The 26,079-nt window shown below is 61.3% G+C and carries 21 protein-coding genes; 9 read left to right on the top strand and 12 right to left on the bottom strand.

The features are described from left to right. Positions 1-8: 8 nt before the first annotated feature. The 5 genes from AC0IW7_RS12725 to AC0IW7_RS12705 all read left to right on the top strand — a co-directional run bounded on the left by AC0IW7_RS12725 (position 9) and on the right by AC0IW7_RS12705 (position 7,631). On the top strand, positions 9-1,037 hold the full coding sequence (locus AC0IW7_RS12725) for a lipase secretion chaperone (protein ID WP_471818687.1): 1,029 nt from the start codon (positions 9-11) through the stop codon (positions 1,035-1,037). Positions 1,038-1,938: 901 nt separating this feature from the next. Then, entirely contained in the window at positions 1,939-3,198 is a 1,260-nt protein-coding gene (locus AC0IW7_RS12720) for an OprD family porin (RefSeq protein WP_471818406.1), read from the top strand. A gap of 142 nt (positions 3,199-3,340) precedes the next feature. Next, positions 3,341-4,732, top strand: a complete 1,392-nt coding sequence (locus AC0IW7_RS12715; RefSeq protein ID WP_471818404.1) for a GntP family permease — start codon at positions 3,341-3,343, stop codon at positions 4,730-4,732. Positions 4,733-4,781: 49 nt separating this feature from the next. Beyond that, positions 4,782-5,552, top strand: a complete 771-nt coding sequence (locus AC0IW7_RS12710) for a 3-hydroxybutyrate dehydrogenase (protein ID WP_471818402.1) — start codon at positions 4,782-4,784, stop codon at positions 5,550-5,552. A 123-nt stretch (positions 5,553-5,675) separates the two neighbouring features. Continuing rightward, positions 5,676-7,631 (top strand): acetoacetate--CoA ligase, encoded by a 1,956-nt coding sequence (locus AC0IW7_RS12705; RefSeq protein ID WP_471818400.1) that lies wholly within the window; start codon positions 5,676-5,678, stop codon positions 7,629-7,631. 79 nt (positions 7,632-7,710) lie between these two features. Here AC0IW7_RS12705 and AC0IW7_RS12700 read toward each other — a convergent pair whose 3' ends face one another. Beyond that, positions 7,711-8,886, bottom strand: coding sequence for an MFS transporter (locus tag AC0IW7_RS12700; protein WP_471818398.1), 1,176 nt, complete (start codon positions 8,884-8,886; stop codon positions 7,711-7,713). Positions 8,887-9,052: 166 nt separating this feature from the next. Between AC0IW7_RS12700 and AC0IW7_RS12695 the strand changes: the two genes are divergently transcribed. Then, positions 9,053-11,413, top strand: a complete 2,361-nt coding sequence (locus AC0IW7_RS12695) for a tetratricopeptide repeat protein (protein ID WP_471818396.1) — start codon at positions 9,053-9,055, stop codon at positions 11,411-11,413. A 50-nt stretch (positions 11,414-11,463) separates the two neighbouring features. Here the strand turns inward: AC0IW7_RS12695 and AC0IW7_RS12690 are convergent, their stop codons facing one another. The 10 genes from AC0IW7_RS12690 to AC0IW7_RS12645 form a co-directional block, all read right to left on the bottom strand. Beyond that, positions 11,464-12,099, bottom strand: a complete 636-nt coding sequence (locus AC0IW7_RS12690) for a trimeric intracellular cation channel family protein (RefSeq protein WP_122496574.1) — start codon at positions 12,097-12,099, stop codon at positions 11,464-11,466. A gap of 2 nt (positions 12,100-12,101) precedes the next feature. Next, on the bottom strand, positions 12,102-13,457 hold the full coding sequence (gorA, locus tag AC0IW7_RS12685; RefSeq protein ID WP_471818394.1) for a glutathione-disulfide reductase: 1,356 nt from the start codon (positions 13,455-13,457) through the stop codon (positions 12,102-12,104). 192 nt (positions 13,458-13,649) lie between these two features. Beyond that, a complete protein-coding gene (gene galU, locus AC0IW7_RS12680) occupies positions 13,650-14,489 on the bottom strand; it encodes a UTP--glucose-1-phosphate uridylyltransferase GalU (RefSeq protein WP_122496359.1) in 840 nt (279 codons plus the stop codon). Positions 14,490-14,536: 47 nt separating this feature from the next. Continuing rightward, a complete protein-coding gene (locus AC0IW7_RS12675; protein WP_471818392.1) occupies positions 14,537-15,898 on the bottom strand; it encodes a UDP-glucose dehydrogenase family protein in 1,362 nt (453 codons plus the stop codon). A gap of 90 nt (positions 15,899-15,988) precedes the next feature. Beyond that, positions 15,989-16,318 (bottom strand): hypothetical protein, encoded by a 330-nt coding sequence (locus AC0IW7_RS12670; protein ID WP_471818390.1) that lies wholly within the window; start codon positions 16,316-16,318, stop codon positions 15,989-15,991. A 52-nt stretch (positions 16,319-16,370) separates the two neighbouring features. Further along, positions 16,371-18,017: a response regulator gene (locus tag AC0IW7_RS12665; RefSeq protein WP_471818388.1), complete on the bottom strand. Its 1,647-nt coding sequence runs from the start codon at positions 18,015-18,017 to the stop codon at positions 16,371-16,373. Positions 18,018-18,027: 10 nt separating this feature from the next. Further along, entirely contained in the window at positions 18,028-18,375 is a 348-nt protein-coding gene (locus AC0IW7_RS12660) for a circadian clock KaiB family protein (RefSeq protein ID WP_471818386.1), read from the bottom strand. Further along, positions 18,372-18,746 carry a circadian clock KaiB family protein gene (locus tag AC0IW7_RS12655; protein ID WP_471818385.1) on the bottom strand — a complete coding sequence of 125 codons (375 nt, stop codon included), beginning with the start codon at positions 18,744-18,746 and terminating at the stop codon, positions 18,372-18,374. The genes AC0IW7_RS12660 and AC0IW7_RS12655 overlap by 4 nt, the downstream gene beginning before the upstream one ends. Then, positions 18,743-20,443, bottom strand: a complete 1,701-nt coding sequence (gene kaiC, locus AC0IW7_RS12650; protein ID WP_471818384.1) for a circadian clock protein KaiC — start codon at positions 20,441-20,443, stop codon at positions 18,743-18,745. The genes AC0IW7_RS12655 and kaiC overlap by 4 nt, the downstream gene beginning before the upstream one ends. A 186-nt stretch (positions 20,444-20,629) precedes the next feature. After that, positions 20,630-21,556, bottom strand: coding sequence for a pyridoxal-phosphate dependent enzyme (locus tag AC0IW7_RS12645; RefSeq protein WP_471818382.1), 927 nt, complete (start codon positions 21,554-21,556; stop codon positions 20,630-20,632). A gap of 168 nt (positions 21,557-21,724) precedes the next feature. On the opposite strand from AC0IW7_RS12645, the gene AC0IW7_RS12640 reads away from it, so the two are divergent. After that, entirely contained in the window at positions 21,725-21,985 is a 261-nt protein-coding gene (locus AC0IW7_RS12640) for a hypothetical protein (protein ID WP_471818380.1), read from the top strand. Here the strand turns inward: AC0IW7_RS12640 and AC0IW7_RS12635 are convergent. Next, a complete protein-coding gene (locus AC0IW7_RS12635) occupies positions 21,982-23,082 on the bottom strand; it encodes a sigma-54 interaction domain-containing protein (protein ID WP_463382680.1) in 1,101 nt (366 codons plus the stop codon). The genes AC0IW7_RS12640 and AC0IW7_RS12635 overlap by 4 nt on opposite strands. A 283-nt stretch (positions 23,083-23,365) precedes the next feature. On the opposite strand from AC0IW7_RS12635, the gene AC0IW7_RS12630 reads away from it, so the two are divergent. After that, a complete protein-coding gene (locus tag AC0IW7_RS12630) occupies positions 23,366-24,439 on the top strand; it encodes an ABC transporter substrate-binding protein (RefSeq protein WP_471818378.1) in 1,074 nt (357 codons plus the stop codon). A 78-nt stretch (positions 24,440-24,517) separates the two neighbouring features. After that, a complete protein-coding gene (locus AC0IW7_RS12625) occupies positions 24,518-25,765 on the top strand; it encodes an alpha/beta hydrolase family protein (RefSeq protein ID WP_471818376.1) in 1,248 nt (415 codons plus the stop codon). Positions 25,766-26,079: the final 314 nt, after the last annotated feature.

Genomic DNA, 26,079 nt, shown 5'->3' with positions numbered 1-26,079 from the left:
CGAACATGATGAAAAAACTGCTGCTGTTACTGCCCATTTCTTTCGCCATTTGTGTGGCGGTGATGCTTTACCTGCAACCGCTGGACGCCCCGGCTGAAAGCCCGGTGGCAGCCACCGTGAAAGCGCCCACCACCACGCCCAAAACCCCTGGCAACGCGCCAGCCGAACAGCTGACCACCCAGGTCGCCACCCTGCCCGCCACGCTCGCCCCGCTGCCGCCTTCCTTCAAAGGCACGCAAGTGGACGGCAGTTTTCAAGTGGATGGCGTCGGCAACCTGCTGATTACCGCGGACATCCGCCGCATATTCGATTACTTCCTCAGCGCCTACGGCGAGGAATCGCTGCAAGACAGCGTCAAGCGCCTGCGCGCCTACATCGCCAGCCAACTGCCGCAACCGGCGCAGGAACAGGCGCAAGCCCTGCTCAGCCAATACATCGACTACAAACGCGAGCTGGTGCTGCTCGAACGCGACCTGCCGCAAATGGCCAACCTCGACGCCTTGCGCAACCGTGAAAGTGCGGTGCAAGCCTTGCGCGCCCGGTTGTTCACCGCCGAAGCCCACCAGGCCTTTTTCGGCAACGAAGAAGCCTACAACCAGTTCACCTTGCAACGTTTGGCCATTCAGCACGACGACACACTGGACGCCGCCGCCAAAGGCGCCGCCATGGACCAACTGCGCGCCGGCCTGCCCGAAGAGTTGCAAGAAAGCGTGCTGCCGCAGCTGCAAAGCGAGCTGCACGCACAAACCGAACAACTGCGCGCGCAAGGCGCCAGTGCCGAGCAGGTGCGCGCGTTGCGTCAGCAACTGGTTGGCGCCGAAGCCACCACGCGGCTGGAAGCGCTGGATCAGCAGCGGGCGGGATGGAAGCAACGCATCGCCGCGTTTGCCGCCAGCAAGGCGCAAATTGAAAGCCAGAATGGCTTGAGTGATGGCGACAAACAGACGGCGATTCAGCGGTTGGCGGATGAGCAATTTAATGAGAATGAGCGGTTGAGGTTGGATGCAGCGTTGGAGTTGGCGGCGGATAAGTCTTGAAATGACGAAGGTATTTTGATTGTGGCGGCAACGGCTAATCCGGCGAGTTACCTCATCACATAAACCACCGTCATCCCCGCGCAGGCAGGGATCCAGAGTTTCGCGTCGAGCACGGTTTTTCACCGTTCTTGGTTCCGTACTGGCGGTTAGGTGTTCCGCCTGCCGCGTTAAATCCGAAATTCTGGATCCCGAATCGTCGGACCGCCGCTTTCGCGAGGATGACGGATGTTTGATAGCGATTAGCGCGAAATTGCGAGATCAGCGTTAACTCAGGACAGTAAAAAACCACCGTCATCCTCGCGCACGCGGGGATCCAGAGTCTCCCGTCGAGCAGGGTTTTTCGCCGTTCTTGATTTCGTACTGGCGGTGAGGTGTTCCGCCTGCTGTGTTAAGTCCGAAATTCTGCATCCCGAATCGTCGGACCGCCGCTTTCGCGAGGATGACGGATGTTTGATAGCGATTAGTGCGAAATTGCGAGATCAGCGTTAACTCAGAACGTTAAAAAACCACTGTCATCCTCGCGCAGGCGGCGGTCCGACGATTCGGGATCCAGAGTCTTCAGTCGAACACCGCATCCGCGTTCCCCCGGTGCCCTAAAAATCTCACAACATAGACCCCTCCCAAATCAGAGACTCACCCTCCTCCCCCTAAACCCCGCAGCAAACCCACCCTGTCCCGTCTCCCTTCTGAGACACCCTTCCCCGCAAACCCCCACCGAAAAATCATCTTTCCCTTACATATCAATCCCTTAACAACCCTGGCACACATCTCGCTACAGCACCCTCCGCGGCAATGACCGCGCCGAAAAACAACAACAAAAACGTCGCACGCTATGTGAGCAGTTTCCCCAGGACGCCCCGGCATCGTCCTTGTTCATACAGGTGCAGCCAGGAGATTTGCCATGAGCTATCCGCTCAGCCCCGCCTTTGCGCTCGCCGCCCTCGGCACCGGTTTAGGTCTTGCAGGCCAGGCACACGCCGACTTCGTCAAAGACAGCAAAGCCACCCTCGAACTGCGCAATTTCTATTTCAACCGTGATTTCCGCCAAGACAATGCTGCCCAATCCAAGCAAGACGAATGGGCGCAGGGTTTTCTGCTGCGCTATGAGTCGGGCTATACCGACGGCACCGTCGGCGTGGGCGTCGATGCCATCGGCCTGTTGGGGTTGAAGCTCGATTCCAGCCCCGACCGTGCCGGTTCCGGCTTGCTGCCGCGTGGTCGCAGCGCGCCCCGTGAGGCGGCGGATGATTACAGCGAGCTGGGCCTGACTGCCAAATTGAAGGTGTCCAAGAGCGTGCTGAAAGTCGGCACCTTGGTGCCCAAACTGCCGACCACCCTGGCCAACGACTCACGCCTGCTGCCGCAGACGTTCCAGGGCGCGCACCTCAATTCCACTGAATTCGCCGGTTTGACCGTCGATGCTGGGCGTTTCACACAGGTCAGCCTGCGCGACTCCGCCAACAGCGAGGACATGACCGTCACCACCGGCAGCGCGCGCGGCATCGTTGCCAGTACCACCAGCGATGAGTTCGACTTCGCCGGCCTCAGCTACAAGTGGAACGACCAACTCACCACCGGCTACAACTACGGCAAGCTCGACAACCTCTACGACCAGCACCTGGTCAACCTCACCCACGTACTCGCCATCACAGCCAACCAGGCGCTGAAAACCGATTTGCGCTACGGCCGCTCGGACGATGACGGGCGCAGTAACGTCGACAACCGGGCGCTCGGTGCCCTGTTCACTTACAGCCTGGGCGGGCACGCGTTTGGCGTGGGTTATCAAAAAATGAGCGGCGACACCGGCTTCGCCTACATCGGCGGCACCGATGCGTTTTTGGTCAACTTCGTGCAGATCGGCGACTTTGCCAACGCCGATGAGCGCTCGTGGCAAGCCCGCTACGATTACAACTTTGCCGCCCTCGGCGTGCCCGGCCTGACGTTTATGACGCGCTATCTGCGTGGCGACAACATCACCCTGGCCAGCGGCAACGAAGGCAAGGAATGGGAGCGCAACACCGATATCGGCTACGTGGTTCAGGACGGCCCGCTGAAAAACCTCGGGGTGAAATGGCGCAACGCAACCGTGCGCTCAACCAATTTTGGCAACGACCTGGACGAAAACCGCCTGATCCTCAGCTACAGCTTGGCGCTGTGGTGATGGTGATGGGGATGGTGGTAATGAGCGTGGTTGAAAATGCGGCGAATCAATCGCCGCTTCGCTACTCCTTACAGCAAGGCTTCAATCAATAACAACAATGACCCACGGGCGGCGACCCCGCCCGATTTCAGGAGATCGCTACATGAGTGTGATCATCGCCCTCGCCGCTTTAGCCTTGCTGATGCTCGCGGCTTATCGCGGCTACAGCGTCATTCTGTTTGCGCCCATCGCGGCCTTGGGCGCGGTGTTGCTCACCGACCCGTCGGCCGTGGCGCCCGCCTTTACCGGCGTGTTCATGGAGAAAATGGTCGGCTTCGTCAAACTGTACTTCCCGGTGTTTCTGCTCGGTGCGGTGTTCGGCAAGCTGATTGAGCTGTCGGGCTTCTCGCGCTCCATCGTCGCGGCGGCCATTCGCCTGCTCGGCACGCGTCAGGCCATGTTGGTGATCGTGCTGGTGTGCGCCTTGCTCACTTACGGCGGCGTGTCGCTGTTTGTGGTGGTGTTTGCGGTGTATCCGTTTGCGGCGGAAATGTTCCGCCAAAGCGACATTCCCAAACGCCTGATTCCGGCCACCATCGCCCTTGGCGCCTTCAGTTTCACCATGGACGCCCTGCCCGGAACGCCGCAAATCCAGAACATCATCCCCACCACGTTTTTCGGCACCACCTCGTGGGCCGCGCCGTGGCTGGGCCTGACCGGCACGGTGTTCGTGTTTGTCGTCGGCATGCTGTACCTGCGCCGCCAACTGCGCAAAGCCAAGGCCAACGGCGAAGGCTACGGCACCGAGCTGCGCAATGAGCCGGAAACCGCCGAGGACATCGCCTTGCCCAACCCTTGGCTGGCCCTCTCGCCGCTGATTCTGGTGGGCGTCGCCAACTTGCTGTTCACCCGCTGGATTCCCGAGCTGTACGGCAAAACCCATACCCTGCAATTGGCCGGCATGGCGCAGCCGGTGACCAGCGAGGTGGCCAAGCTCACCGGCATCTGGGCCGTTCAGGCTGCGTTGCTGTTGGGCATATTGCTGGTACTGGTCTGTGGTTTCCGCGCCATTCGCAGCAAGCTGGCCGAGGGCACCAAAACGGCGGTCGGCGGTGCGTTGCTGGCGTCGATGAACACCGCATCCGAATATGGCTTCGGCGCGGTAATCGCCTCGCTGCCGGGCTTTCTGGTTTTGGCCGATGCGCTGAAAACCATCCCTAATCCGTTGGTAAACGAAGCGGTCACGGTGACCTTGCTGGCCGGTATTACCGGGTCGGCGTCGGGCGGCATGAGCATCGCCTTGGCGGCCATGTCGCAGAGCTTTATCGAAGCCGCCAACGCCGCAAACATTCCGTTGGAAGTGCTGCACCGCGTCGCGGCCATGGCCAGCGGCGGCATGGACACGCTGCCGCACAACGGCGCCGTGATCACCTTGCTGGCGGTTACCGGGCTGACGCACCGCGAGGCCTACAAAGATATTTTCGGCATCACCATTATCAAGACCCTCGCTGTGTTCGTGGTCATCGGCACCTTCTACGCCACGGGCATCGTTTAACCGTTTGAACCCACCTGGCGGGCCCCGCTCGCCAGACAAGGAGAGATGTATGAGTCTGCACGGCAAAACTGCGTTGGTTACCGGCTCCACCAGCGGCATCGGCCTGGGTATCGCCCTGGTGCTGGCCAAGGCCGGGGCCAACCTGGTGCTCAATGGCTTTGGCGACGCCCAGGCGGCCATTGATGAAGTGGCGGCCTTTGGTGGCAAGGTCGGGCATCACCCGGCCGATGTCTCGAAGGTGGCCGACATCGAAGACCTCATTGCCTATGCCGAGCGGGAATTCGGTGGCATCGACATTCTGGTCAACAACGCCGGCATCCAGCACGTGGCGCCGGTTGAAGAATTCCCGGTGGAACGCTGGGACGCGATCATTGCCATCAACCTCACCTCGGCGTTTCACACCACTCGCCTGACCTTGCCGGGCATGCGCGCGCGCAATTGGGGCCGCATCATCAACATCGCCTCGGCCCACGGCCTGGCTGCCTCTGCCGGCAAAAGCGCCTACGTGGCGGCCAAACACGGTCTGGTCGGCCTGACCAAAAGCGTGGCGCTGGAAACCGCCACCACGGGCGTGACGTGCAATGCCATCTGCCCCGGCTGGGTGCTGACGCCGCTGGTGCAAAAACAGATCGATGACCGCGCCCAAGCCACGGGCGATGCGCAACAGGCGCGCCACGATTTACTCGCCGAAAAACAGCCGTCGCTGGATTTCGTAACCCCCGAGCAATTGGGTGAATTGGCCTTGTTCCTGTGCAGCGATGCTGCCGTGCAGGTGCGTGGCGCCGCATGGAATATGGATGGCGGTTGGCTGGCTCGCTAAGCGCAAACCGATGGAACCGCAGCGGCGTCACGGCGTCCACGGTTCTGGTGGGAGACGCTTTGGCATCACGCTTTGGCAACTTCCATCGGCATAATGATCCACCGCTCAGCCAAGGACCTCGCCATGACCCAGCCGCTCTGGACGCCCTCGCCCGACCGCATTGCCGCGACACGAATGGATGCGTTCCGCCGCTTTATCAATCAGCGCCACGGGCTGTCGTTAACCGACTACCCGCAGCTGCACGCTTGGAGCGTGGAAGACCGCGAAGGCTTTTGGCAGGCCATCGTCGACTTCTTCGAGGTGCAGTTCAGCACGGCGCCCACGGCTGTATTGGAAGAAGGGCCGCACATGCCGGACGCTCGCTGGTTCCCCGGCTCAACCCTGAATTTTGCCGAGCACCTGCTGCGCCGCCGCGACGCGCACCCGGCGCTGGTGGCCGTTAGCGAAAATGGCACGCGCGAGGAACTGAGTTACCGCGAGCTGGCGGCTCAAGTGGCGGGCCTGCAACAAGCGCTGGCCAAGGTTGGCGTGGGCCAGGGCGACCGCGTGGCGGCAATGCTGCCCAACACCTGGCAAACCGTGGTCGGCATGTTGGCCACTACCAGTTTGGGCGCGACATGGTCGTGCTGCTCGCCAGACTTCGGCACCCAAGGCGTCATCGATCGTTTCGGCCAGATTGAGCCGAAAGTGCTGATCGCCGCAGGCGGTTACCAGTACGCCGGCAAAGACAACGACCAGACCGCCAAGCTCAACGAAATTCTGGCACAGATGCCCACGTTGCAGCAGTTGGTCGTGGTGCCTTACACCCGTGCGCAAACTCGCCCTGAGGACTACCAAAGCAGCGCCAACGTGGCGCTTTGGAGCGAGTTCTTCACCCCGGGCGGCGAACCGCAGTTCACGCCCGTGCCGTTCGATCACCCGCTGTACATTCTGTATTCGAGCGGCACCACCGGCGTGCCCAAATGCATCGTCCATGGCACCGGCGGCGTGCTGCTGCAGCACCTCAAAGAACATGGCTTGCACACCGACCTCAGCCGCGACGACACGCTGTTCTACTACACCACTTGCGGCTGGATGATGTGGAACTGGCTGGTGTCCGGCCTGGCCATTGGCGCGATGGTGGTGCTGTATGACGGCTCGCCTTTCCAGCCGGGGCCGGAGCGCTTGATGGACTTGATAGACGCCGAACGCATCAGCGTATTCGGCACCAGTGCCAAGTATCTGGCGGCGCTGGAAAAGGCTGGCGTCGAGCCCATCAACAGCCACCAACTCAGCGCGCTCAAGGGCCTGCTCTCGACCGGCTCGCCGCTGTCCCACGAAAGCTTTGAATACGTGTACCGCGCCATCAAGCCGGACGTGTGTTTGTCTTCGATTTCCGGCGGCACCGACATCGTCTCCTGCTTTGTGCTGGGTAACCCGGTGCTGCCGGTGTATCGCGGCGAGCTGCAATGCAAAGGCCTGGGCATGGCTGTCGAGGTGTGGAACGACGACGGCCAGGCGGTGATCGGCGAAAAAGGCGAGTTGGTGTGCAGCCGGCACTTCCCGAGCATGCCCGTGGGTTTCTGGAATGACCCGGACGACGAAAAATTCAAAGCGGCTTACTTCGACACCTTTCCTGGCGTCTGGGCCCACGGCGACTACGCCGAAGAAACGCCCCACGGCAGCCTGATTATTCACGGCCGCTCCGACGCCGTGCTTAACCCGGGCGGCGTGCGCATCGGCACGGCGGAAATTTACCGGCAGGTGGAAAAGATTGAGGACGTCTTGGAGTCCATCGCCATCGGCCAGCAGTGGCAAGGCGACGTGCGCGTGGTGCTGTTTGTGCGGTTACGCGACGGGGTGACGCTGGACGAGGATTTAAAACAGCGCATCTGCCAGGTGATTCGTGACAACACCACCAACCGCCACGTGCCTGCCAAAGTCACCGCCGTGGCGGATATTCCGCGCACCATCAGCGGCAAGATCGTTGAATTGGCCGTGCGCAACGTGGTGCATGGCCAGCCGGTGAAAAACACCGATGCGCTGGCCAATCCCGAGGCATTGAAGCTGTTTGAAGGGTTGGACGAATTGCAGAACTGATCACAGGTCGGGTTGGCCCATTTAGCTTGGGTTGAGCCAAAGGCGAAGCCCAACAATCCCAACCCCTCCAACAACCCGATCACCCCACCCGCTGCTCACCGCGCCAGAAAATCCCCAATGCCAGCAACGGCAACACGCTGCCCACGATGACAATCCACAGCCAGCCGCCATGGTCAAACAAGGCGCTGGCCAGGGACGAACCAATCGCGCCGCCGATAAAGATGGCGGTCATGTACAAGGCATTCAGGCGGCCGCGACTGGCCGCATCCAAGGCGTAAACCGCGCGTTGGCCGAGCACCATGTTCATCTGCACGCAGAAATCCAACACCACACCCGTTACCGCCAGGGCGATCACGGTATTGCTGGGCGGCAGGAACGCCGGCAGAAAACACAGCATCGCCAGCAGCAAGGCCAGGCGCGTGGTCACCCGCGTATGGCCGGCATCGGCCAGGCGTCCGGCAATCGGCGCGGCGATGGCACCAATGGCACCCACCAGCGCAAACAAGGCGATCTGCGTTTGCGACAGGCCATGGTTACGCGCCAATTCCAGCGGCACGGCCGTCCAGAACAGGCTGAACGCGGCGAACATGCAGCCTTGCATCAAGGCGCGCTGGCGCAGCACCGGTTCGCGCTTGAACAGCGCGCCCAACGACAGCAGCAATTGGCCGTAAGTGGCGCGATGTTCGGGCTGACGGGCCGGCATGGTGGTCGCCAGAATCACCACAATTACCGTCATGACCGCAGCAGCGACGAGAAACACCGCGCGCCAGCCAAAGTGGTCGGCGATCAAGCTGGAAATCGGCCGAGCCAACAAAATGCCCAGCAACAAGCCGCCCATGATGCCGCCCACCACCCGGCCGCGAGATTCCTCTGCCGCTAAATGCGCCGCCAGCGGAATAAGGATTTGCACCGACACGGAGCTCAGGCCAATCAGCAGCGACACCAGCAAAAACGCGTGGGGCTGGGTGGTAAACGCCGCCGCCAACAGGCTGCCCACCGAAACCAGCGCGGTGACGATCATCAGCCGGCGGTTTTCCAGCAAATCGCCCAGCGGCACCAGAAACAACATGCCCAGTGCGTAGCCGACCTGAGTCAGCGACACGATCAGGCTGGCGGCGGTGGTGGAAATGCCAATGTCCGGCGCGATCAGTTCGATGATCGGCTGGGAGTAATAGATGTTCGCCACGATCACGCCGCAGCAAAAGGCAAACAGCAGCACCATGCCACGGGTCATGGTCAGGTTGGTGGGGGTCATGAAAGGCTCAATTAGAACAGCGGAAAAGGTGCGTTAGCGTACGGGAAATTGCCCAAGCGGAAAATCTGCTTAGGAAGCTATTTATCGATGGGTTTGACAGCCCCGCCCGACTCACTGAAGCTGCATGCCACTGTGATACGCGCGCGTTAAAACAACGGAAGTTTGCATGCCGAAGTACCCGAACAAACGTCCTCCCACTACCCTGCCTTCAGGCCCCGCTGCCCCTGCCCGTCCGCTCGCGCTGATCATTTTTGCCGTCGTTTTGCTGGTCACACTGCCCATCTGGCTGTATCGCCAACACGCCACCGCCCCCGTCGCGCCGGACACGGTATCGCCCGCCACGCTGAGCAGCGAAAAGGCATTACCGCCCGCCTCGTTTGTCGATGAAGGGCAATGCCAGAGCTGCCACGGCGAACAAAGCAACGCCTGGAGCGGTTCCCATCATCAGATGGCCATGCTGCCGGCCAGCGCCGAACATGTTCGCGGCAATTTCAACAACGCCACCTTTACCGGGGAAGCGGAAACCAGCCGCTTTACCCAGCGCGACGGCGCATTCTGGATCAACACGCCAGGCCCCGATGGCAAGCCCGCCGACTTCAAAGTGGCCTACACCTTTGGCGTCGAGCCGTTGCAGCAATACCTGCTGGAAATGCCCGGCGGCCGACTTCAGGCCTCCGGCGTGGCGTGGGATACGCAGAAGCAGCGGTGGTTCGAGTTGTACCCCGGCGAGAAGATGAATTTCCGCGATGATCTGCACTGGAGCAAAGCGGCGCAGAACGCCAACTTCATGTGCGTGGACTGCCACACCACCGGTTTCAAACGCAACTTCAACCCCACCACGGACACCTTCGCCAGTACCTGGAACAACCTCGGTGTCGGCTGCCAGAGCTGCCACGGGCCGGCGTCGCGCCACCTGGAATGGAGCGCGGGGAAAAACCTCAACAAGCAGCAACCCGATAAAGGCTTTGGTTTAGCGTTGGGCAACCGCGACGCCATTGCCCAGGTGGAAACCTGCGGCCGCTGTCATTCCCGTCGGGCGCCCTTGGGCGATGGCGACACCGCCAGCACACGGCTCATGGATGACTACGTACCGGCCAATCTGACGGCCGAGCTGTATCAGGTCGACGGCAAGATCAAAGACGAAGTGTTCGAGTACGGCTCCTTTGCCCAGAGCAAAATGTTCAGCAAAGGCGTGACCTGCACCGATTGCCACAACCCCCACAGTAACCAGCTCAAAGCGCCTGGCAACGGTGTGTGCCTGCAATGCCACAACACCGCCGGCAAGGCCTCGCGGGCCGGCATCGACGCGGCGGGTTTGAAAGCGAAGAACTACGAAGCGCCGGAGCACACCGAACACAAAACCGGGCAGCCAGGCTCCAACTGCGTGGATTGCCATATGCCCGGCAAGCTCTACATGGTCAACGACTACCGCCACGACCACAGCCTGAGCATTCCCGACCCGGCGCAATCGGCCAGGCTCGGCAGCACCGATGCCTGTGCCGCCTGCCACACCACCGCGAGCAGCAAGATCGCCGAGCAATTCAAGGTTTGGTATGGCAGCACGCCGGTCAAAGACGGCGGCTATGGCGACGCCATTTTCGCCGCGCGGCATGGCTCGCCGGGAGCGGCGCGCATGCTGATGCAGCAACTGGCACGTACCGACCTCCCGGCCATTCGCCGCGCCACCGTGCTGACGCAATTGCCCACCTATCCAAGTCAGCGGGCCCTGGACCAGGCGGTTATCGCCCTCAACCACGCGGACCCGCAAGTGCGCGCGGCGGCGGTTGAAGCGGTGGCGCGAATGGGCTCGGTCGAACAGCAAGTGCGCCTGCTGAACCCTCGTTTGAGCGACCCGGTGCGCGCCGTGCGCTTCGCTGCCGCGTCGCAACTGGCCAACGTGCCGGCCGCACAACGCGCCGCCATCGATAGCGTCTGGCAGCCGGTCATCAAGCACTATGAAGCGTCTCAGCAGACGCTGCGCGACCGTGCCGAAGCCAATTTCAACCTGGCGCTGCTTTATCAGAACACGGGCCGTGGCGGGCAATCCGAAGCGGCCTTGCGCGAGGCCCTGCGACGTAACCCGGACTTCCTGCCCGCCGTGGTCAGTCTGGCGCAATTGCTCGATGCTCAAGGGCAGCATGCCGCCGCATTGCAACTGCTGAACGAAGCCATAACCCGGCACCCCGAAGCCGGGTTGCTGCAACACAGCCTTGGCCTGGCGCTCATACGCGCAGGCGACCGTGAGAACGCCATGGCGGCCTTGGCCAAAGCCGCCGAGCTGAACCCACAAGACCCGCAATTCAGCTACGTGTACGCCATCGCCCTGCACGACACCGGCAAACCGGAGCAGGCGCGCAACCAACTCGAAGCCTTGCTAAAACGCCAGCCCGAGAACCGCAACGCCCGCCTAGCGTTGATCAGTTATTGGCACGAAGCCGGGCAGCCGCAGAAAGTACAAGTGCTGCAAGCGGAGCTTGAACAGCAGAATCCGGATGATCCGGAACTGCAGACGGCGCCCAATCGGTGAACGTGGGGGTTCGTAAGGTCTTGGGTTTGGGTCGTGGGTTTGCCTGCGGATTAACGCGGGTGTTTGCGCCGGTCCATCAGTTGGAAACGCGGTAGCGCCAAACCCCAGTAGATAGCGGCCACGCGCGTCACCAACACCACCAACATCGCCACGCCCGTTGCCGCCCAATGCCCGGCGCCCAGGTTCAGCAGCGCGATAAACACCAGCGAACCGGCGATGCACGCGGTGGCGTACACCTCTTTTTGGAAGATCAGCGGAATTTGGTTGCACAGCACGTCGCGCAGCACGCCGCCGGCCACGCCGGTCATCACGCCCATGATCACCGCCGAACTGGTCGGCACGCCGTGGCGCATGGCCACTTCGGTGCCAATCACGGTAAACACCGCCAAGCCAAAGGCATCGGCAATCAACAGGGCTTTCTCCGGCAGCGGCTTGATAAAGCGCGCCCACAGCACCGTGCCGAGGGCGCCCAGCGAGGCGACGAGCAAGTACAGCTCGTTACCGATCCAGCTCACCGGGTGGTTGTCCAGAATCAGATCGCGCAGCGTGCCGCCACCTAACGACGTCACCAACGCAATCACCAGCACGCCGAACAGGTCCATGGCATTGCGCCCGGCCATCAACGCGCCGGTGACGGCGAACACGGCAACCCCGAACAGGTCACTGAGGTAGAACAGCGTTTCGATACTCACGCCGGCGTACGCATGGTCACGAATTCTTCCGCGGCGGTCGGATGCACGCCCATGGTGTCGTCAAAGTTGCGCTTGGTAACGCCCGCTTTCAACGCCACGGCCAAGCCCTGGATGATTTCGCCGGCGTCCGGGCCGACCATGTGGCAGCCCAGCACCTTGTCGCTGTCGGCATCGACCACCAGCTTCATGAACGTGCGTTCCTGGTTGGAGGTCAGCACCAGTTTCATCGGGCGGAAGTCGCTTTGGAAAATCACCACCTTGTGGCCGGCATCGCGCGCCTGTTCCTCGGTCATGCCCACTGTTCCGATATTGGGCAGGCTGAACACCGCCGTGGCGATCTGCTGATAATCCACAGGGCGGTACTGGTCCGGCTTGAACAGCCGACGCGCCACGGCCATGCCTTCGGCCAACGCGACCGGTGTGAGCTGCACGCGGCCGATCACATCACCGAGGGCGAGAATCGACGGCTCGGCGGTTTCATATTCGTCGTTAACGCTGATGAACCCGCGCTCATCGAGCTGCACGTTGGTGTTTTCCAGACCGAGGTTGTCGAGCATCGGTCGCCGGCCAGTGGCGTAAAACACGCAGTCGGTTTCCAGCACGCGGCCATCTTTGAGCGTGGCGTGCAGGCTGCCGTCGGCTTGCTTGTCGATGCGGTCGATGTCGGCGTTGAACTGCAAATTCACGCCGTGCTTGGTCATTTCCTCTTTCAGGTGCTTGCGCACCGCGCCGTCGAAGCCGCGCAGGAACAGGTCACCGCGATACAGCAACGAGGTGTCGGCGCCGAGGCCGTGGAAGATCGAGGCGAATTCAACGGCGATATAACCACCGCCTACCACCAGCACGCGCTTTGGCAGCTCTTTGAGGAAAAACGCCTGGTTGGAATTGATCGCATGTTCGTGGCCGGGAATCGGCGGAACCACCGGCCAGCCGCCGGTGGCGACCAGAATATGTTTGGCGCTGAAGGTTTTGCCGTCGACCTCGACGTGGTGCGGGTCGGTGATTTTCGCGTGGGCTTCCAGCACCGTAACGCCGCTGTTCACCAGCAGGTTGCGGTAGATGCCATTGAGGCGCTGGATTTCAGCGTTCTTGTTGCGGATCAGCGTGGGCCAATCGAAGGTCGGCGTGCCATTGAGCGTCCAGCCGTAACCATCAGCTTGTTCGAACTCATCGGAAAAGTGCGCGCCGTAAACCAGCAGTTTCTTGGGCACGCAGCCGACGTTGACACAGGTGCCGCCCAGATAACGGCTTTCGGCAACGGCAACCCGCGCGCCAAAGCCTGCAGCGAAGCGCGCCGCACGCACGCCACCAGAACCGGCGCCAATCACGAAGAGGTCGAAATCGTAAGTCATGCAAATCTCCTTAGCTGGCGGGCAGCATAGCGCAAAGCGCCCGCCGAGCGCCTGTAGGAGCGGCTTTAGCCGCGATGCTTTTGGGGTTCACAAGCATCGCGGCTAAAGCCGCTCCTACAAAAAACCGGGCTGGATTTTCGAGTACAAAAAAAGGCCACCTCACGGTGGCCTTTTTTACAAAACAGAGGTGGCTTAGTAAGCCTTGCCCGTCTTGTAGAAGTTTTCGAAGCAGAAGTTGGTGGCGTCGATGTAACCCTCGGCGCCGCCGCAGTCGAAACGCTGGCCTTTGAATTTGTAAGCCAGAACGCAACCGTCCTGGGCTTGCTTCATCAGCGCGTCGGTAATCTGAATTTCGCCGCCTTTGCCTGGCTCGGTTTCTTCGATCAATTTGAAGATGTCCGGGGTCAGGATGTAGCGGCCGATGATCGCCAGGTTCGACGGAGCGTCTTCTGGTTTCGGCTTCTCCACCATGCTGTTAACACGGTAGATGTCGTCACGAATCATCTCGCCGGAAATGACGCCGTACTTCGACACTTCGTCCTGCGGCACTTCCTGAATCGCTACGATCGAGCAGCGGAACTGGTTGTACAGCTTGACCATCTGGGTCAGTACGCCGTCGCCATCGACGTTTACGCACAGGTCGTCCGCCAGTACCACGGCGAACGGTTCATCACCGATCAGTGGGCGGCCAGACAGAATCGCGTGGCCCAGGCCTTTCATTTCAACCTGACGGGTGTAAGAGAAGCTGCAGTTGTCGATCAGGCGGCGGATGCCGACCAGGTATTTCTCTTTGTCGGTGCCTTTGATCTGGTGTTCCAGCTCGTAGCTGATGTCGAAGTGGTCTTCCAGAGCGCGCTTACCACGGCCAGTAACGATGGAGATCTCCGAAAGCCCGGCTTCCAGCGCTTCTTCAACGCCGTACTGAATCAGCGGCTTGTTCACCACCGGCAGCATTTCCTTGGGCATGGCCTTTGTTGCTGGCAGGAAACGGGTACCGTAACCAGCAGCCGGGAACAAGCATTTCTTGATCATGTGAGTCCTTGAAAGAAGGGTCATACCGTTAGTGCCGCGCAGTCTAATCAGGCGGCACTCGCCTTACAATGGCCGGCCACAGGGCGGCCAATGCCACGATAGAGAAACCCTAGCGCAGATAGTTCCAACGATTCGTAAATATTGCGTCCATCGAACACTGCGGGCATGCGCATCAAACCGCGAATACGGCGGAAATCAGGCTGGCGGAACTGCTTCCATTCGGTCACCAAGACCAATGCGTCCGCGCCTTCCACGGCGCTATAGGGCGATTCGCTGAGCTGCAACTGGCCGCTGGCGAGCGCCTGCGGGTAGCGCGCGGCCACCGCTTTGCAGGCCACCGGGTCGCAGGCTTGTACGCGCGCACCGGCCGCGAGCAAGGCGTCGAGCAACACCAGGCTCGGCGCTTCGCGTAAATCGTCGGTGCCCGGTTTAAACGCCAAGCCCCACAGCGCCACCACCCGCCCCTGCAAATAGCCGTTGAAGTGGTCGTACAACGCTTCGAACAACAAGGTTTTCTGCACCGCGTTGCGCGCCTCCACCGCGCGCAAAATTGCGGGCTCGAAGCCATTCTGCTCAGCCGTGTGTATCAGCGCCTTTACGTCTTTGGGAAAACACGAACCGCCGTAGCCGCACCCAGCGTAGATAAAGTGCGTGCCAATGCGCTTGTCACTGCCGATGCCACGGCGCACCTGTTCGATGTCGACATCCAACAGGCCGCAGAGTCCGGCCATCTCGTTGATAAAGGAAATTTTCGTCGCCAGAAAGGCATTGGCCGCGTACTTGCTGAACTCGGCGGCGCGCACCGGCATGCTCAGCACGCGCTCGCTGTTGCGCACGAAGGGCGCGTACAAACGCCGCAGCAGCGCTTCGCTGGCGGCATCGCTGCAACCCAGCAGCACGCGGTCCGGGCGCATGAAATCGTCAATGGCCGAGCCTTCTTTCAAAAATTCCGGATTGCTCCCCACGCTGACGTGAAAGCCCAACTGGCGCTGCTGCAACCGCTGGTTAATGAGGTGCTGCACCCGTTCTGCCGTGCCGACCGGCGCTGTCGATTTGTTCACCACCAGGCAGGCCTGCCGCAGCGTGGTTCCCAGCTGTTCGGCCACGGCCAGCACATGGCTGAGGTCTGCCGAACCGTCCTCGCCACTGGGCGTGCCGACGGCAATAAACACCACGGCCGCCCGCGCCACGCCTTCAGCCAGACGGCGGGTGAAACTCAATTGGCCGCTGGCCAAATGTGCGGATAACAGCGCTGACAAACCGGGCTCATGAATCGGCACTTCGCCGGCCTGCAACTGCGCCAGGCGCGTGGGATCGGTTTCCACACACACCACGTGATTGCCCATTTCGGCAAAACACGCCGCCGTCACCAACCCCACATACCCCGCGCCGATCACACATAGCTGCATCGCTGCTTCTCCGAATGAGTTACAGCGATTGCAACCAAAAGCAGTGGCAAGCGTGTGACGGTCAGGCGACAAGCCGGTGACAGCGAAACCTCAGCGCCGCTCGCGCTGCACCGAACCGTTGCCGGGCTGGCGCTGGAACTCCCCTACTCCCGGATATTCGATGCTTTGCTGCACATTGCCGCGAATCTGCGTCGAACCAGAGCCTTGATAGGTGCTGTTGTTGTAGCGGTTATCCGGCACCTGATACCTGCCATAGCCGCTGCTGCCCTCTTGCCGGCTCGACTCGCTGATACTGCCGCTGGCGCCGGGGCTGACGTAGGTGCGGGTGATGGTGCGCTGTTGGCCGACGATCTCGGCGGCCAGCGCAGCCTGAGCAAACACGCCCGTCACCAAGAACACACTGAGCATTAAACGATGCATGACGAAACCTCCACGCAGGGGTTGAGTGTCCATCCTACGCAAAAACAGCGAATCAGTAGGGTTCTACGTTCGCGCCAGTCACCTGATCCAGCATGTCGCTCAACCGGTCCATGGTGAACGGTTTGCGCAACACGGTGGCGCTGCTGCCCACGGCCGCTTGCAATTGCGCGCTGTCGGAGAAGCCGCTGATAAAGATGATCGGCAGGTTCGGGTACTTTTCCAGCAGCAGTTTCGCCACTTCCGCGCCGTTGAGGTGTGGCATGGCGAAGTCCAGCAGCACCAGGTCAGGCATCTGCACGTCGATCAGTTTCAGGCCCGCCAAGCCGCTGCTGGCTTCGCGTACCTGATGACCGAGCGCTTCGAGCATGTCGATCACAACGCGACGCACGTCGTCGTCATCGTCGATCAGCATCACCTGCTTACCGCCGTGTCGCAGGGGCTCATTGGCGGTAGCCGCCGGCACTTCGACCAACACGCCTTCGCTGGCATACGGCAGGGTGAGAAACACTTGCGTGCCGCAACCCGGCGCCGACACCAGGCGCACCCAGCCGTTGGACTGTTCGACGATGCTCTGCACTTGCGCCAAGCCCAGCCCGGTGCCGGCGCCGATGCCCTTGGTGGAGAAGAACGCGTTGAACGCTTTGAGACGCACGTCTTCGCTCATGCCGACGCCGGTATCGGCCACGCAAATCTGCATGACGCCGTACGGCGCGCCTTCCACCGGTTCGGGATGATGCTGGGTGGTGATGTTCAGCGAACCGCCGCTGGGCATGGCGTCGCGGGCGTTGAGCGCCAGGTTGAGGATGGCCAGTTCAAGCTGCGTGGGGTCGCTAAGCACGTAGTGCTCGCACGGTTCCAGGTTCAAGCGGATGCGCACCGTGGTGCCGATGGTGCGCACCAGCAGGTCGGTCATGTCGCGAATCACCGAATTGATGCGCAGCGGTTGCAGTTCGAGTTTTTGCGAGCGCGAGAACGCCAACAACTGGGCGGTGAGCTTGGCGCCACGGTCGGCGGCTTTCAGTCCAGCTTCGGTCCAGCGCACGACTTTTTCCGACGTCGGCCGGCGCGCGATCAGGTCCAGACTGCCTTTGATGCCTTGCAGCAGGTTGTTGAAGTCGTGGGCCAGGCCGCCAGTGAGTTGCCCCACTGCTTCCATTTTCTGCGCCTGGCTCAAACGCGCTTCCAGCAAGCGACGTTCGGTGAGGTCGGTGACCACGCCGCAAATAATTGGCTCTTCACTGCTGTCCAGCGCCAGGGCGCGGAACGACAGGTAAGCGGGCGTCACCTGATCGTCGGCGGCGAGCAGGTTGAACTCGCTGCGCACGGCTTCTTCGGCACTGTTGGCGATAAAGCGGCGGAAGCGCTCGCGCTCGGCGGGCGCGACGAAATCAGCGAAATCATGGGCCACTACTTTTTCCAGCGGCCGGTGCACCATCTCGCCGAGGCGCTCGTTGCCGTAGAGCACAAAGCCGTCACGCGACAAGGTCACTGCGCCTTCCTGCATCTGCTCGACCAGGGTGCGATACGGCCGGTCGGCGCTTTCCAGGGTGTACACGCTTACCGCTTCGCCGGTGTCGATAAACAGCGCGTCCACCGCCCCGGTGCGAATGGCTTCGAGGGTGTCTTCGGCTTCGCGCAGTTTGTCGCTCAGCTGTTTGATGTATTGCTCGTCGGTCAGCCCTATGGCGCGTTCGATCATCGGCAATTCCTCACTCAATACCGAGCGCGCTACGCAAGGTAGCGGTGTCGGACAGGTCGCCGATAAGCAAGCGTACCGGCAGCGGCTTGAGTTTCATCAGCGTGGGCACCGCGATGATTTGCGCTTCGCGCGCCGCACTCGGGTTCTGGTAGATATCGACGACCTCCAATAAATAAGCGCCAGGCAAGTAGGCGTCGCACAGCGCTCTGAGGTTGGTGATGGCTCGCGTGGAACGGGCGGTGCTGCCAGACACATACAAACGCAGCTCCAGGCGCTCACCCGCTGGCGTCGAGCCTTCAGGCAGTTGCGCAGTCGCCGAGGCAACCGGCGGTTGTTCAGGTGGCGGTGTAAGGCTCAATTGGCTGGCTCGGGGCGGATATCCAGGCCGACAAGCACTTTGTCAGTGTTGGACAGGTCCCCAATAATTTTCACCAAGGGCGTCGGCAGGTGCCGTACCAGCGTCGGCAAGGCGAGAATCTGATCCCCCGCTGCCAACTGCGGCGTGACACGCAAATCGATCACTTCGATGGAATACACGCCCGACAGGTACTCCTCGCAAATGCGTTGCAGGTTGCGCAACGCGGTCACCGACTTGGGCGTTTGCCCGGCAATGTACAAGCGCAGGGCGTAATGCCCAGGTTGCCCGACGGCGCTGGGGTCGATGGCCGGCGTGGTGGCGGTGCCCGATACGGTATGCGTGTCGGGATCGTGCACATCGGTGGTGGTCATTCAAGAACTCCTCGGGCCCGGGCCAACTGCCGACGACTGTCGTCGTCGCTTTGCAACTGGCTGATTTCATCGTGATCCAGCAGCGAATCCTCCTGCTCCTGGGCCTCCAATGCGGCGCGCATCTCGGCGATCTTGCGTTCCAATTCGTCGCGACTTTTTTGTTTACCGCGTTGGCGCTGCTCGCTGATGCGCTGACGCAATTCGCCAGCACGGCGTTCGCGCGCTTCTTCGTTCAAGCGGGCGGAACCGGTCAACACGCCGTTAGGGCCGATGTACGGCGTCACCAACCGGATGCCGCTATGGTCGATGTGGTATTCGCGCACCTGGTTCGAATGGCCCATGCCACGCGCCTTGAGCACATACAGCAGGCGGTTGTACTCACCGTCGGCTTCAACGCTGGACAGGGAAATCCAGGTGTCCATCAGCGAAGAGATGGCGCGGTCCAACCCGGCGCGGGTGGTTTTCGCGTCGCTCAGGCTGGTGAACACGGTGGTGATGTTGCGCTGCTTGAGCAGATCGACCAGGCGCAACAGCGTGGCGTGCACCTCCGATTGCGGGCCGTGGAACGCGGAAATCGGATCAACCACCACGGTCTGCGGTTTGAACTCAATGATTTCCCGGTACATGCGCGCCAAGTGAACTTCCAGGCCGAACAGACTTGGCCGGGTCGACTCCACGCGCAGCAGGCCTTCATCGATGTAGCTTTTCAGCTGCAAGTTCACCGAGCTGAGGTTGCGCAGCAGTTGGCTTTCCGCTTCTTCAAAGGAGAACAGCAAGCAGCGTTCACCGCGCAGGCAACTGGCGTGAATAAAGCTCGCGGCAAAGGTGGTTTTGCCGGTACCGGCCAAGCCTGTCACCAGCACGCTGGAGCCACGGTAATAACCGCCGCGATCAAGCATCTGGTTCAAGCCTTCGATGCCGGTCGGCACGATGTCTTCGGGTGCGTCGTGATCAAGGCCGGCGGCGGTAATGGGCATCACCGTCAGGCCGTGCTCGTCGATAAAGAACGGGTATTCATTGGTGCCGTGGGAAGAACCACGGTACTTGATGACCCGCAGACGGCGCGTGGTGATCTGATCGGCCACGCGGTTATCGAGCAGAATTACGCAATCGGACACGTATTCCTCGATGCCATAACGGGTCAGCAGACCATCACCGCGTTCGCCGGTCACCACCGCCGTCACGCCGCGCTCTTTGAGCCAATAAAACAACCGGCGCAGCTCGGCGCGCAGCACCGCGGTGTCTTTGAAACTGCTAAACAACGCCTCGATGGTGTCGAGCACCACGCGCTTGGCGCCGATGCTGTCGATGGCATAGCCCAGGCGCACAAACAGGCCTTCGAGGTCGTATTCGCCGGTTTCCTCGATCTCGCTGCTGTCGACGTACACGTGATCGATGACCATCAACTTCTGGTCCACCAACCCTTGCAGGTCGTAGTCCAGCGAGCCGACGTTTTCCATCAGGTCTTGCGTGCGTTCTTCAAAACTCATGAACACACCGGGCTCGCCGAACTGCAGCGCGCCGTTCACCAGAAAGCTCATGGCGAACAGCGTCTTGCCGCAGCCGGCAAAACCGCACACCAGGCTCGGCCGGCCCTGCGGCAGACCGCCCAGGGTAATTTCATCGAAACCGGCAATGCCGGTGGCGGATTTTTTCAGTGCGGCAATGTGCGAAGAGGCATGGGGCTTCTCGGCCAATTGAGGTCACCTTTTAAAGTCATGAGTGAGTGCTGGATGCCCGTCACGGCATCAAGCGGCTTAACAACTCAGACTACGGTGTGGCGAAAAAGATCGATATTTCATAGCAGTTTGATGGCAAACAGCGGAGCGTCGGCGGCCGGTTAAACGCCGTAAAAGCCCCGCCGCTTGGGCGTGCCCGTGCAATCAGGCGAGCGTTCTCCGCCACTGCTGAATCTGCTCGAGTGTGGCCGTTGCCCCGCCACAAACGACCACCAATGGCCGCTGAAAATCAGCCAACGCGTCGTGCCCTGGCACGTTGTACAACGTAGCCAAGGCGGCACCGCAAGCCGGTTCGACCAACACGCGATGATCATGCAGAAACTGCTCGCAGGCGCTCAACGCTTGCGCGTCGGTCACCGTGGCGCAGCGAATGTCGTGGCGGCCGGTAATGGCAAACGCGTTTTCACACACCGCTTTGGCGCCCAGCGACGTGGCGATGCTAGTGATGGCCGGCAATTCAACGCGCCGGCCAGCGGCGACCGACTGCGCCAGGGAATCCGCGCCGAGGGTTTCCACCGCCACCACCGGCACATGACTGCGCCCGTTGCGCTGCAAACCCGCCACCACCCCCGAGAGCAAACCACCGCCGCCCACGGCGACGACAACGGCGTCGAAGTCGACTCCGGCTGCCACCACTTCATCGATCAAACTGCCATGGCCTGCCCACATTTCAGCGTTGTCGAACGGGTGAATAAACGCGCTGTGCTCATCCAGCAGCGACTGCGCCAGGGCGTTGGCCTCCATCCATGAGGCGCCATGCACGATGACCTCGGCGCCTTCTTGCTCGATCAACGCCTTGGCGCGGGCGGTGGTGGTTTCGGGGACCACCACGGTGACGGGAATATTCAGCTGACGCCCGGCATAGGCCGCCGCGATGCCGGCGTTGCCGCCCGATGACGAAACAAAGCGGCGCTTGCCTTGTTTTGCGTAGGTTTCACACACCGCACCAATGCCGCGAATTTTGAACGAGCCCACCGGCTGCGCGGCCTCCAGCTTGAGCCACACGGTTTTATCGGAGAGCACGCTCAGTGGGCGCGATTGCAACAAAGGCGTTTGGATGTGCAGCGGCATAGCGGACCTCAAGCGGCGTCAAATCAGAGCGCGTCATGCTACTCGACTCGTCGGCCCTCAGTCTTCAGCCCGCAATTGGCACAAACGCCCTACAGATAGCGCGTGCACACTAGTGGCGCTATGCCATATTCTTGCCGCCATCTCATACGGGCAAGCAAGGACGGCGAAGTGAAACGAATCAAGGAATGGCTCAGTCACGCCGTACGCTTTACTGCTCGACCGCTTCCCGCGTACCGAGACGAAACAGAACGTCAGCACTTTGACCAAGACTGCATCAATACCCTGGGCTACAAGGGCGACGAACTGGTGATGCTCACCGAGCATGACCTGTTCAAAATCTGGCGAGCCGGCGCGCAACGCGCCCAGCTAGAAGCGCAGCAGGCACTCGCCGACTCGCCAATGCCTGCCCCAATCCGCTGCGCCAGTTAACCCAAGCTTCCCAAACGCGGTGCCGAAGGCGCGATCTCGCCGATTTTCTCCAACCGGGCGCGCACGATATTGCGGCTGATGTTCAGCAGCCGCCCGGTTTGTAGCTGGTTGCCATGGCAAAAGCGGTAGGCGGTGCGGAACACAGTTTCTTCGATGTGCTCGTACAAGTCCGGCAGGTTTTGCTCAAACAGTTCGATCAATGCGGCTTCCAGATCCGCCGGTCCAGCGGCCAGCGGCGCCGGGCTTTGGTTGAGCGCAGCCGCGGGCGCTGCCTCGTGGCGAATGCCAGCAGAGCGCATGTCCACCAAGTGCAAATCATTGGGCTGCACGCGCTCGTTGCGGCATACCAGCAACGCGTGGTGAATGGCGTTTTCCAACTCACGGATATTGCCCGGCCAGCTGTGATTGAGCAGCTTGCGTTCAGCCTCTTCGCTCAGGCTGGCGCGCTTGTAGCCCAGGCGCTGGCAGTGTTCTTCCATGAAAAATTCGGCCAACGGCATGATGTCGCCGGGGCGTTCGCGCAGCGGCGGCAGGCGGATGGTGGCGACGTGAAGGCGGTAGAACAAATCTTCCCGGAAATGCCCGGCCACCACCGCATCGGCGAGGTTGACGTTGGTGGCCGCCACCAGCCGCACGTTGATGGGAATCGGGGTGCGCGAGCCCAAGCGCACCACTTCACGCTCCTGCAATACGCGCAGTAATTTCACCTGCATATTCAGTGGCAGGTCGCCGATCTCATCGAGAAACAGCGTGCCGCCCTTCGCCGCTTCGAACCAGCCAGCCTTGCTGCTGGTGGCGCCGGTGAACGCGCCTTTCTCATGGCCGAACAGTTCGCTTTCCACCAGGGTTTCAGCGAAGGCACCGCAGTTCACCGCCACAAAAGGTTCCTTGCTGCGGTTGCTGAGGTTATGGATATGCCGCGCCACCAGTTCTTTGCCGGTGCCGGTCTCGCCAATGATCAAGGCATTGGCTTCACTCGGCGCCAGACGTTCGATGCGGCTGAGCAGTTCTTGCGAGCGCGGGTCTTTGAACACCAGCACGGTGGCACGGACCGATTTGGTCAGTTCGCGGGCATTGGGATGGGTGAGCAAGGACATAGGACATACCTGTCAGGCAAAGGGCGCTGGCGGCAATCATGCACGAAGGCGGCATAGATAAAAAAATTATTAATTCATATTTATATATTCTTTTTGCATCTATGCGTTCGCCCTGCTGCTCCAGCAGCAACGGGGCAGCAATCGTTGCGGGCGCATCAGCATCAAACGCCGCTGCAACCCTCGCTCTTGCGCTCTAGGCCAGGTATTGCGGGGCTTGCAGCGCCTGGCATGCAAACTGCTCTCTGCCAATAAAGCGCGGATGTTCCGCCCACAGGAGAGCGACATGAACAGACTTTGGCGTAACGGCCTCGCGGCGCTGGCCACCCTGGCGTTTAGCCTGGGCGCCGTGGCGGCGGACACACCCAGCTCGGTAAAAATCGCCATCGTGGCGTTTACCCAAGGCGGCAAGCCGACCTTCGGCGGCATCGCCGGCCGGGTGATCGAAGACGGTTGGCTGGAACAGGAACTGGCCAAGCAGGGCATCAAACTCGACTGGATCGCCCTGCCCCACGCCGGCGCCGGTCCGCAAATCAACGAAGGTTTCACCAACAACAGCATCGACTTCGCGGTACGCGGCGATCTGCCCTCGGTCATCGGCGGCGCAGGCGGTGTGCCGGGCAAACTGATCGTGCCCGGCGGCAGCGGCAATAACGTGTACCTGGTGGTGCCGGCCAACTCCACCGCAACGAGCATCGAAGACCTCAAAGGCAAACGCGTTGCCCTGCACCGTGGCCGGCCCTGGGAGTTTGCCTTCACCAACTTTCTGGCCAGCAAACACCTCGGCCTGAACGACTTCAAAATCGCCAACCTCAACCCGCAAGTAGGTGCCGCCGCCGTGTCGGCCGGCAAGGTCGATGCAGCGGTTCTGCTCAGCGAGGCCTACGCGCTGGAGGACAAAGGCGTCGGCAAAATCATTTGGTCGACCAAGCAGGGCGACAATTCGTGGCGCCTGGTCTCGGACCTGTGGGGCACCGACGATTTTATCCAGCGCTACCCCGACGTCACCCAACTGCTGGCCACCGCCTGGATCAAAGCCGCCTGGTGGATTTCCCAGGAGCAAAACCGCGACGCCTACTACGCACTGTCATCGCGTGCCGGCACCGCCGAAAGCGTGCTGCGCCGCGACGATCAAGGCGACCCGGTGCCGTGGAAGGAACGCTGGGCACCGCGCAGCAACGCGCAACTCAGCGCCCATTACCAAGCGCTGGCGCACTACGCCTACGAGAACAAACTGATCCGCGAGGAAGTGGACCTGAGCAAATCGTTCGACACCCACTTCACCAACCAGGCCCTTATCGACCTGCACCTGGAAGACTACTGGCCGAGCCTGAAAGCCCAAGTCAGCAGCAACCCGTAACCCGGCTGGCCACGGCGGGCACTACCTGTGCCTGGCGTGGTGTGCTGCGCTTTTCCCCTTCGAAAACAGGAAACTCTTATGAAACTGCCACGCCCACTCGCGCGCGCAGGGGCCCCGTTCGCCCTTGCACTTAGCGCATTGTCGTTCACCGTCCTGGCTGAAACCCATGCCCCGACCCCCAACCCACTGCAAGGCGATGGCCGTGTGTCGCCGTTCTACACCTGGGAAAAAGCCATTCCGGCCACGCCTGGCAAACTGCTGCGCAGCGAACCGTTGGACGCCACCTTGAGCCTCGCTGGCGCCGCCAGCCAGCAACGCGTGCTGTACACCTCCACCGACGGCATCGACGGCAAAACGCCGATCGTGGTCTCGGGTGCGCTATTCCTGCCCAAAGGCAAAGCTCCGGCTGGCGGTTGGCCGGTGGTGTCGTGGGGCCACGGCACCGTGGGTGTAGCGGATGTTTGCGCGCCCTCCTGGCAAGGCCGCTCGATCCGCGACGTCAACTACCTCAACGCCTGGCTGAAAGAAGGCTACGCCGTGGTGGCCACCGACTACCAAGGCTTGGGCGTGCCGGGCGGCCATCCGCTGCTCAACAGCCGCGCCGCTGCCTACGGCATTCTCGACGCCGCCAAAGCGGTGGTGAACGGCACGCAAGGCCTGGCCAACAAAGTGCTGATCGTCGGCCAATCCCAAGGCGGGGCTGGCGCGTTCGCCGCCGCCACCTACGCCCCGGCGTACACCCCCGACCTCGGCGTAAAAGGCACGGTTGCCACCGGCGTGATCTACAAAATCACCGACAGTAAAAACCGCCCCGCCAAAGACCCCAACAAAGTCGACGAAACCATCGCCTACAGCTTCTACACCCAGCTGGCACAGCAGCAATACGACCCCAGCATCAGCCCGGCCGACTACTTCACCGACGACGCACTGCCGCTGGTGGAACAAGCGCGCACCAGTTGCCTGTTCGCCCTGGAAGGCGACACCGTGTTCACCGGCCGCACGCCGGCCAACACGCAGAAAAAACCAAGCCCACAAGCGGCAGCGAAACTCAAACCCTGGGTGCAAGCCATCGACTTCCCCACGTTGAAAGCACCGCAACCGATCTTCATCGGCGCCGGCCAAACCGACCCCAGCACCACGGCCGCGAGCCAAAGCGCATTGTCCAAAGACGCGTGCGCGGCGGGTAGCATCATCGAAGCCCACGTATATGCCGGGCTTGAACACAGCGGCACGGTAAACGCCTCGCTTAAAGACTCCATACCGTTTGCTCGCAAAGTGCTCAATGGCGAGAAAATCACACCGATCTGTGATCCGACGCCGCAATAAAAACTCGGCATTGAAGAAATCGCTCGTAGGAGCCAGCTTGCTGGCGAACCCTGCAAACCCCAATGCCGGGATCGTCGTTTCCACGGTTCGCCAGCAAGCTGGCTCCTACAAGAACGACAGCGGCTTTAGCCGCAATGTTTTTCAGCCAAAGGTGAATCACCGTGTTCGATTCCAGATTCTGGATCCCGAATTGTCGGACCACCGCCTGCACGGGGATGACAGATGTTGTAGCTAAAGCCGCTCCCACAGCTTGCGCGACCTTGTAGGAGCTTTAGCCGCGATGCTCTTGATCTCACGCACCCCCTGCTGCCCCA

This window comes from Pseudomonas sp. AC229 (assembly GCF_979254655.1).
This window is presented reverse-complemented; position numbering and strand designations above follow the sequence as displayed.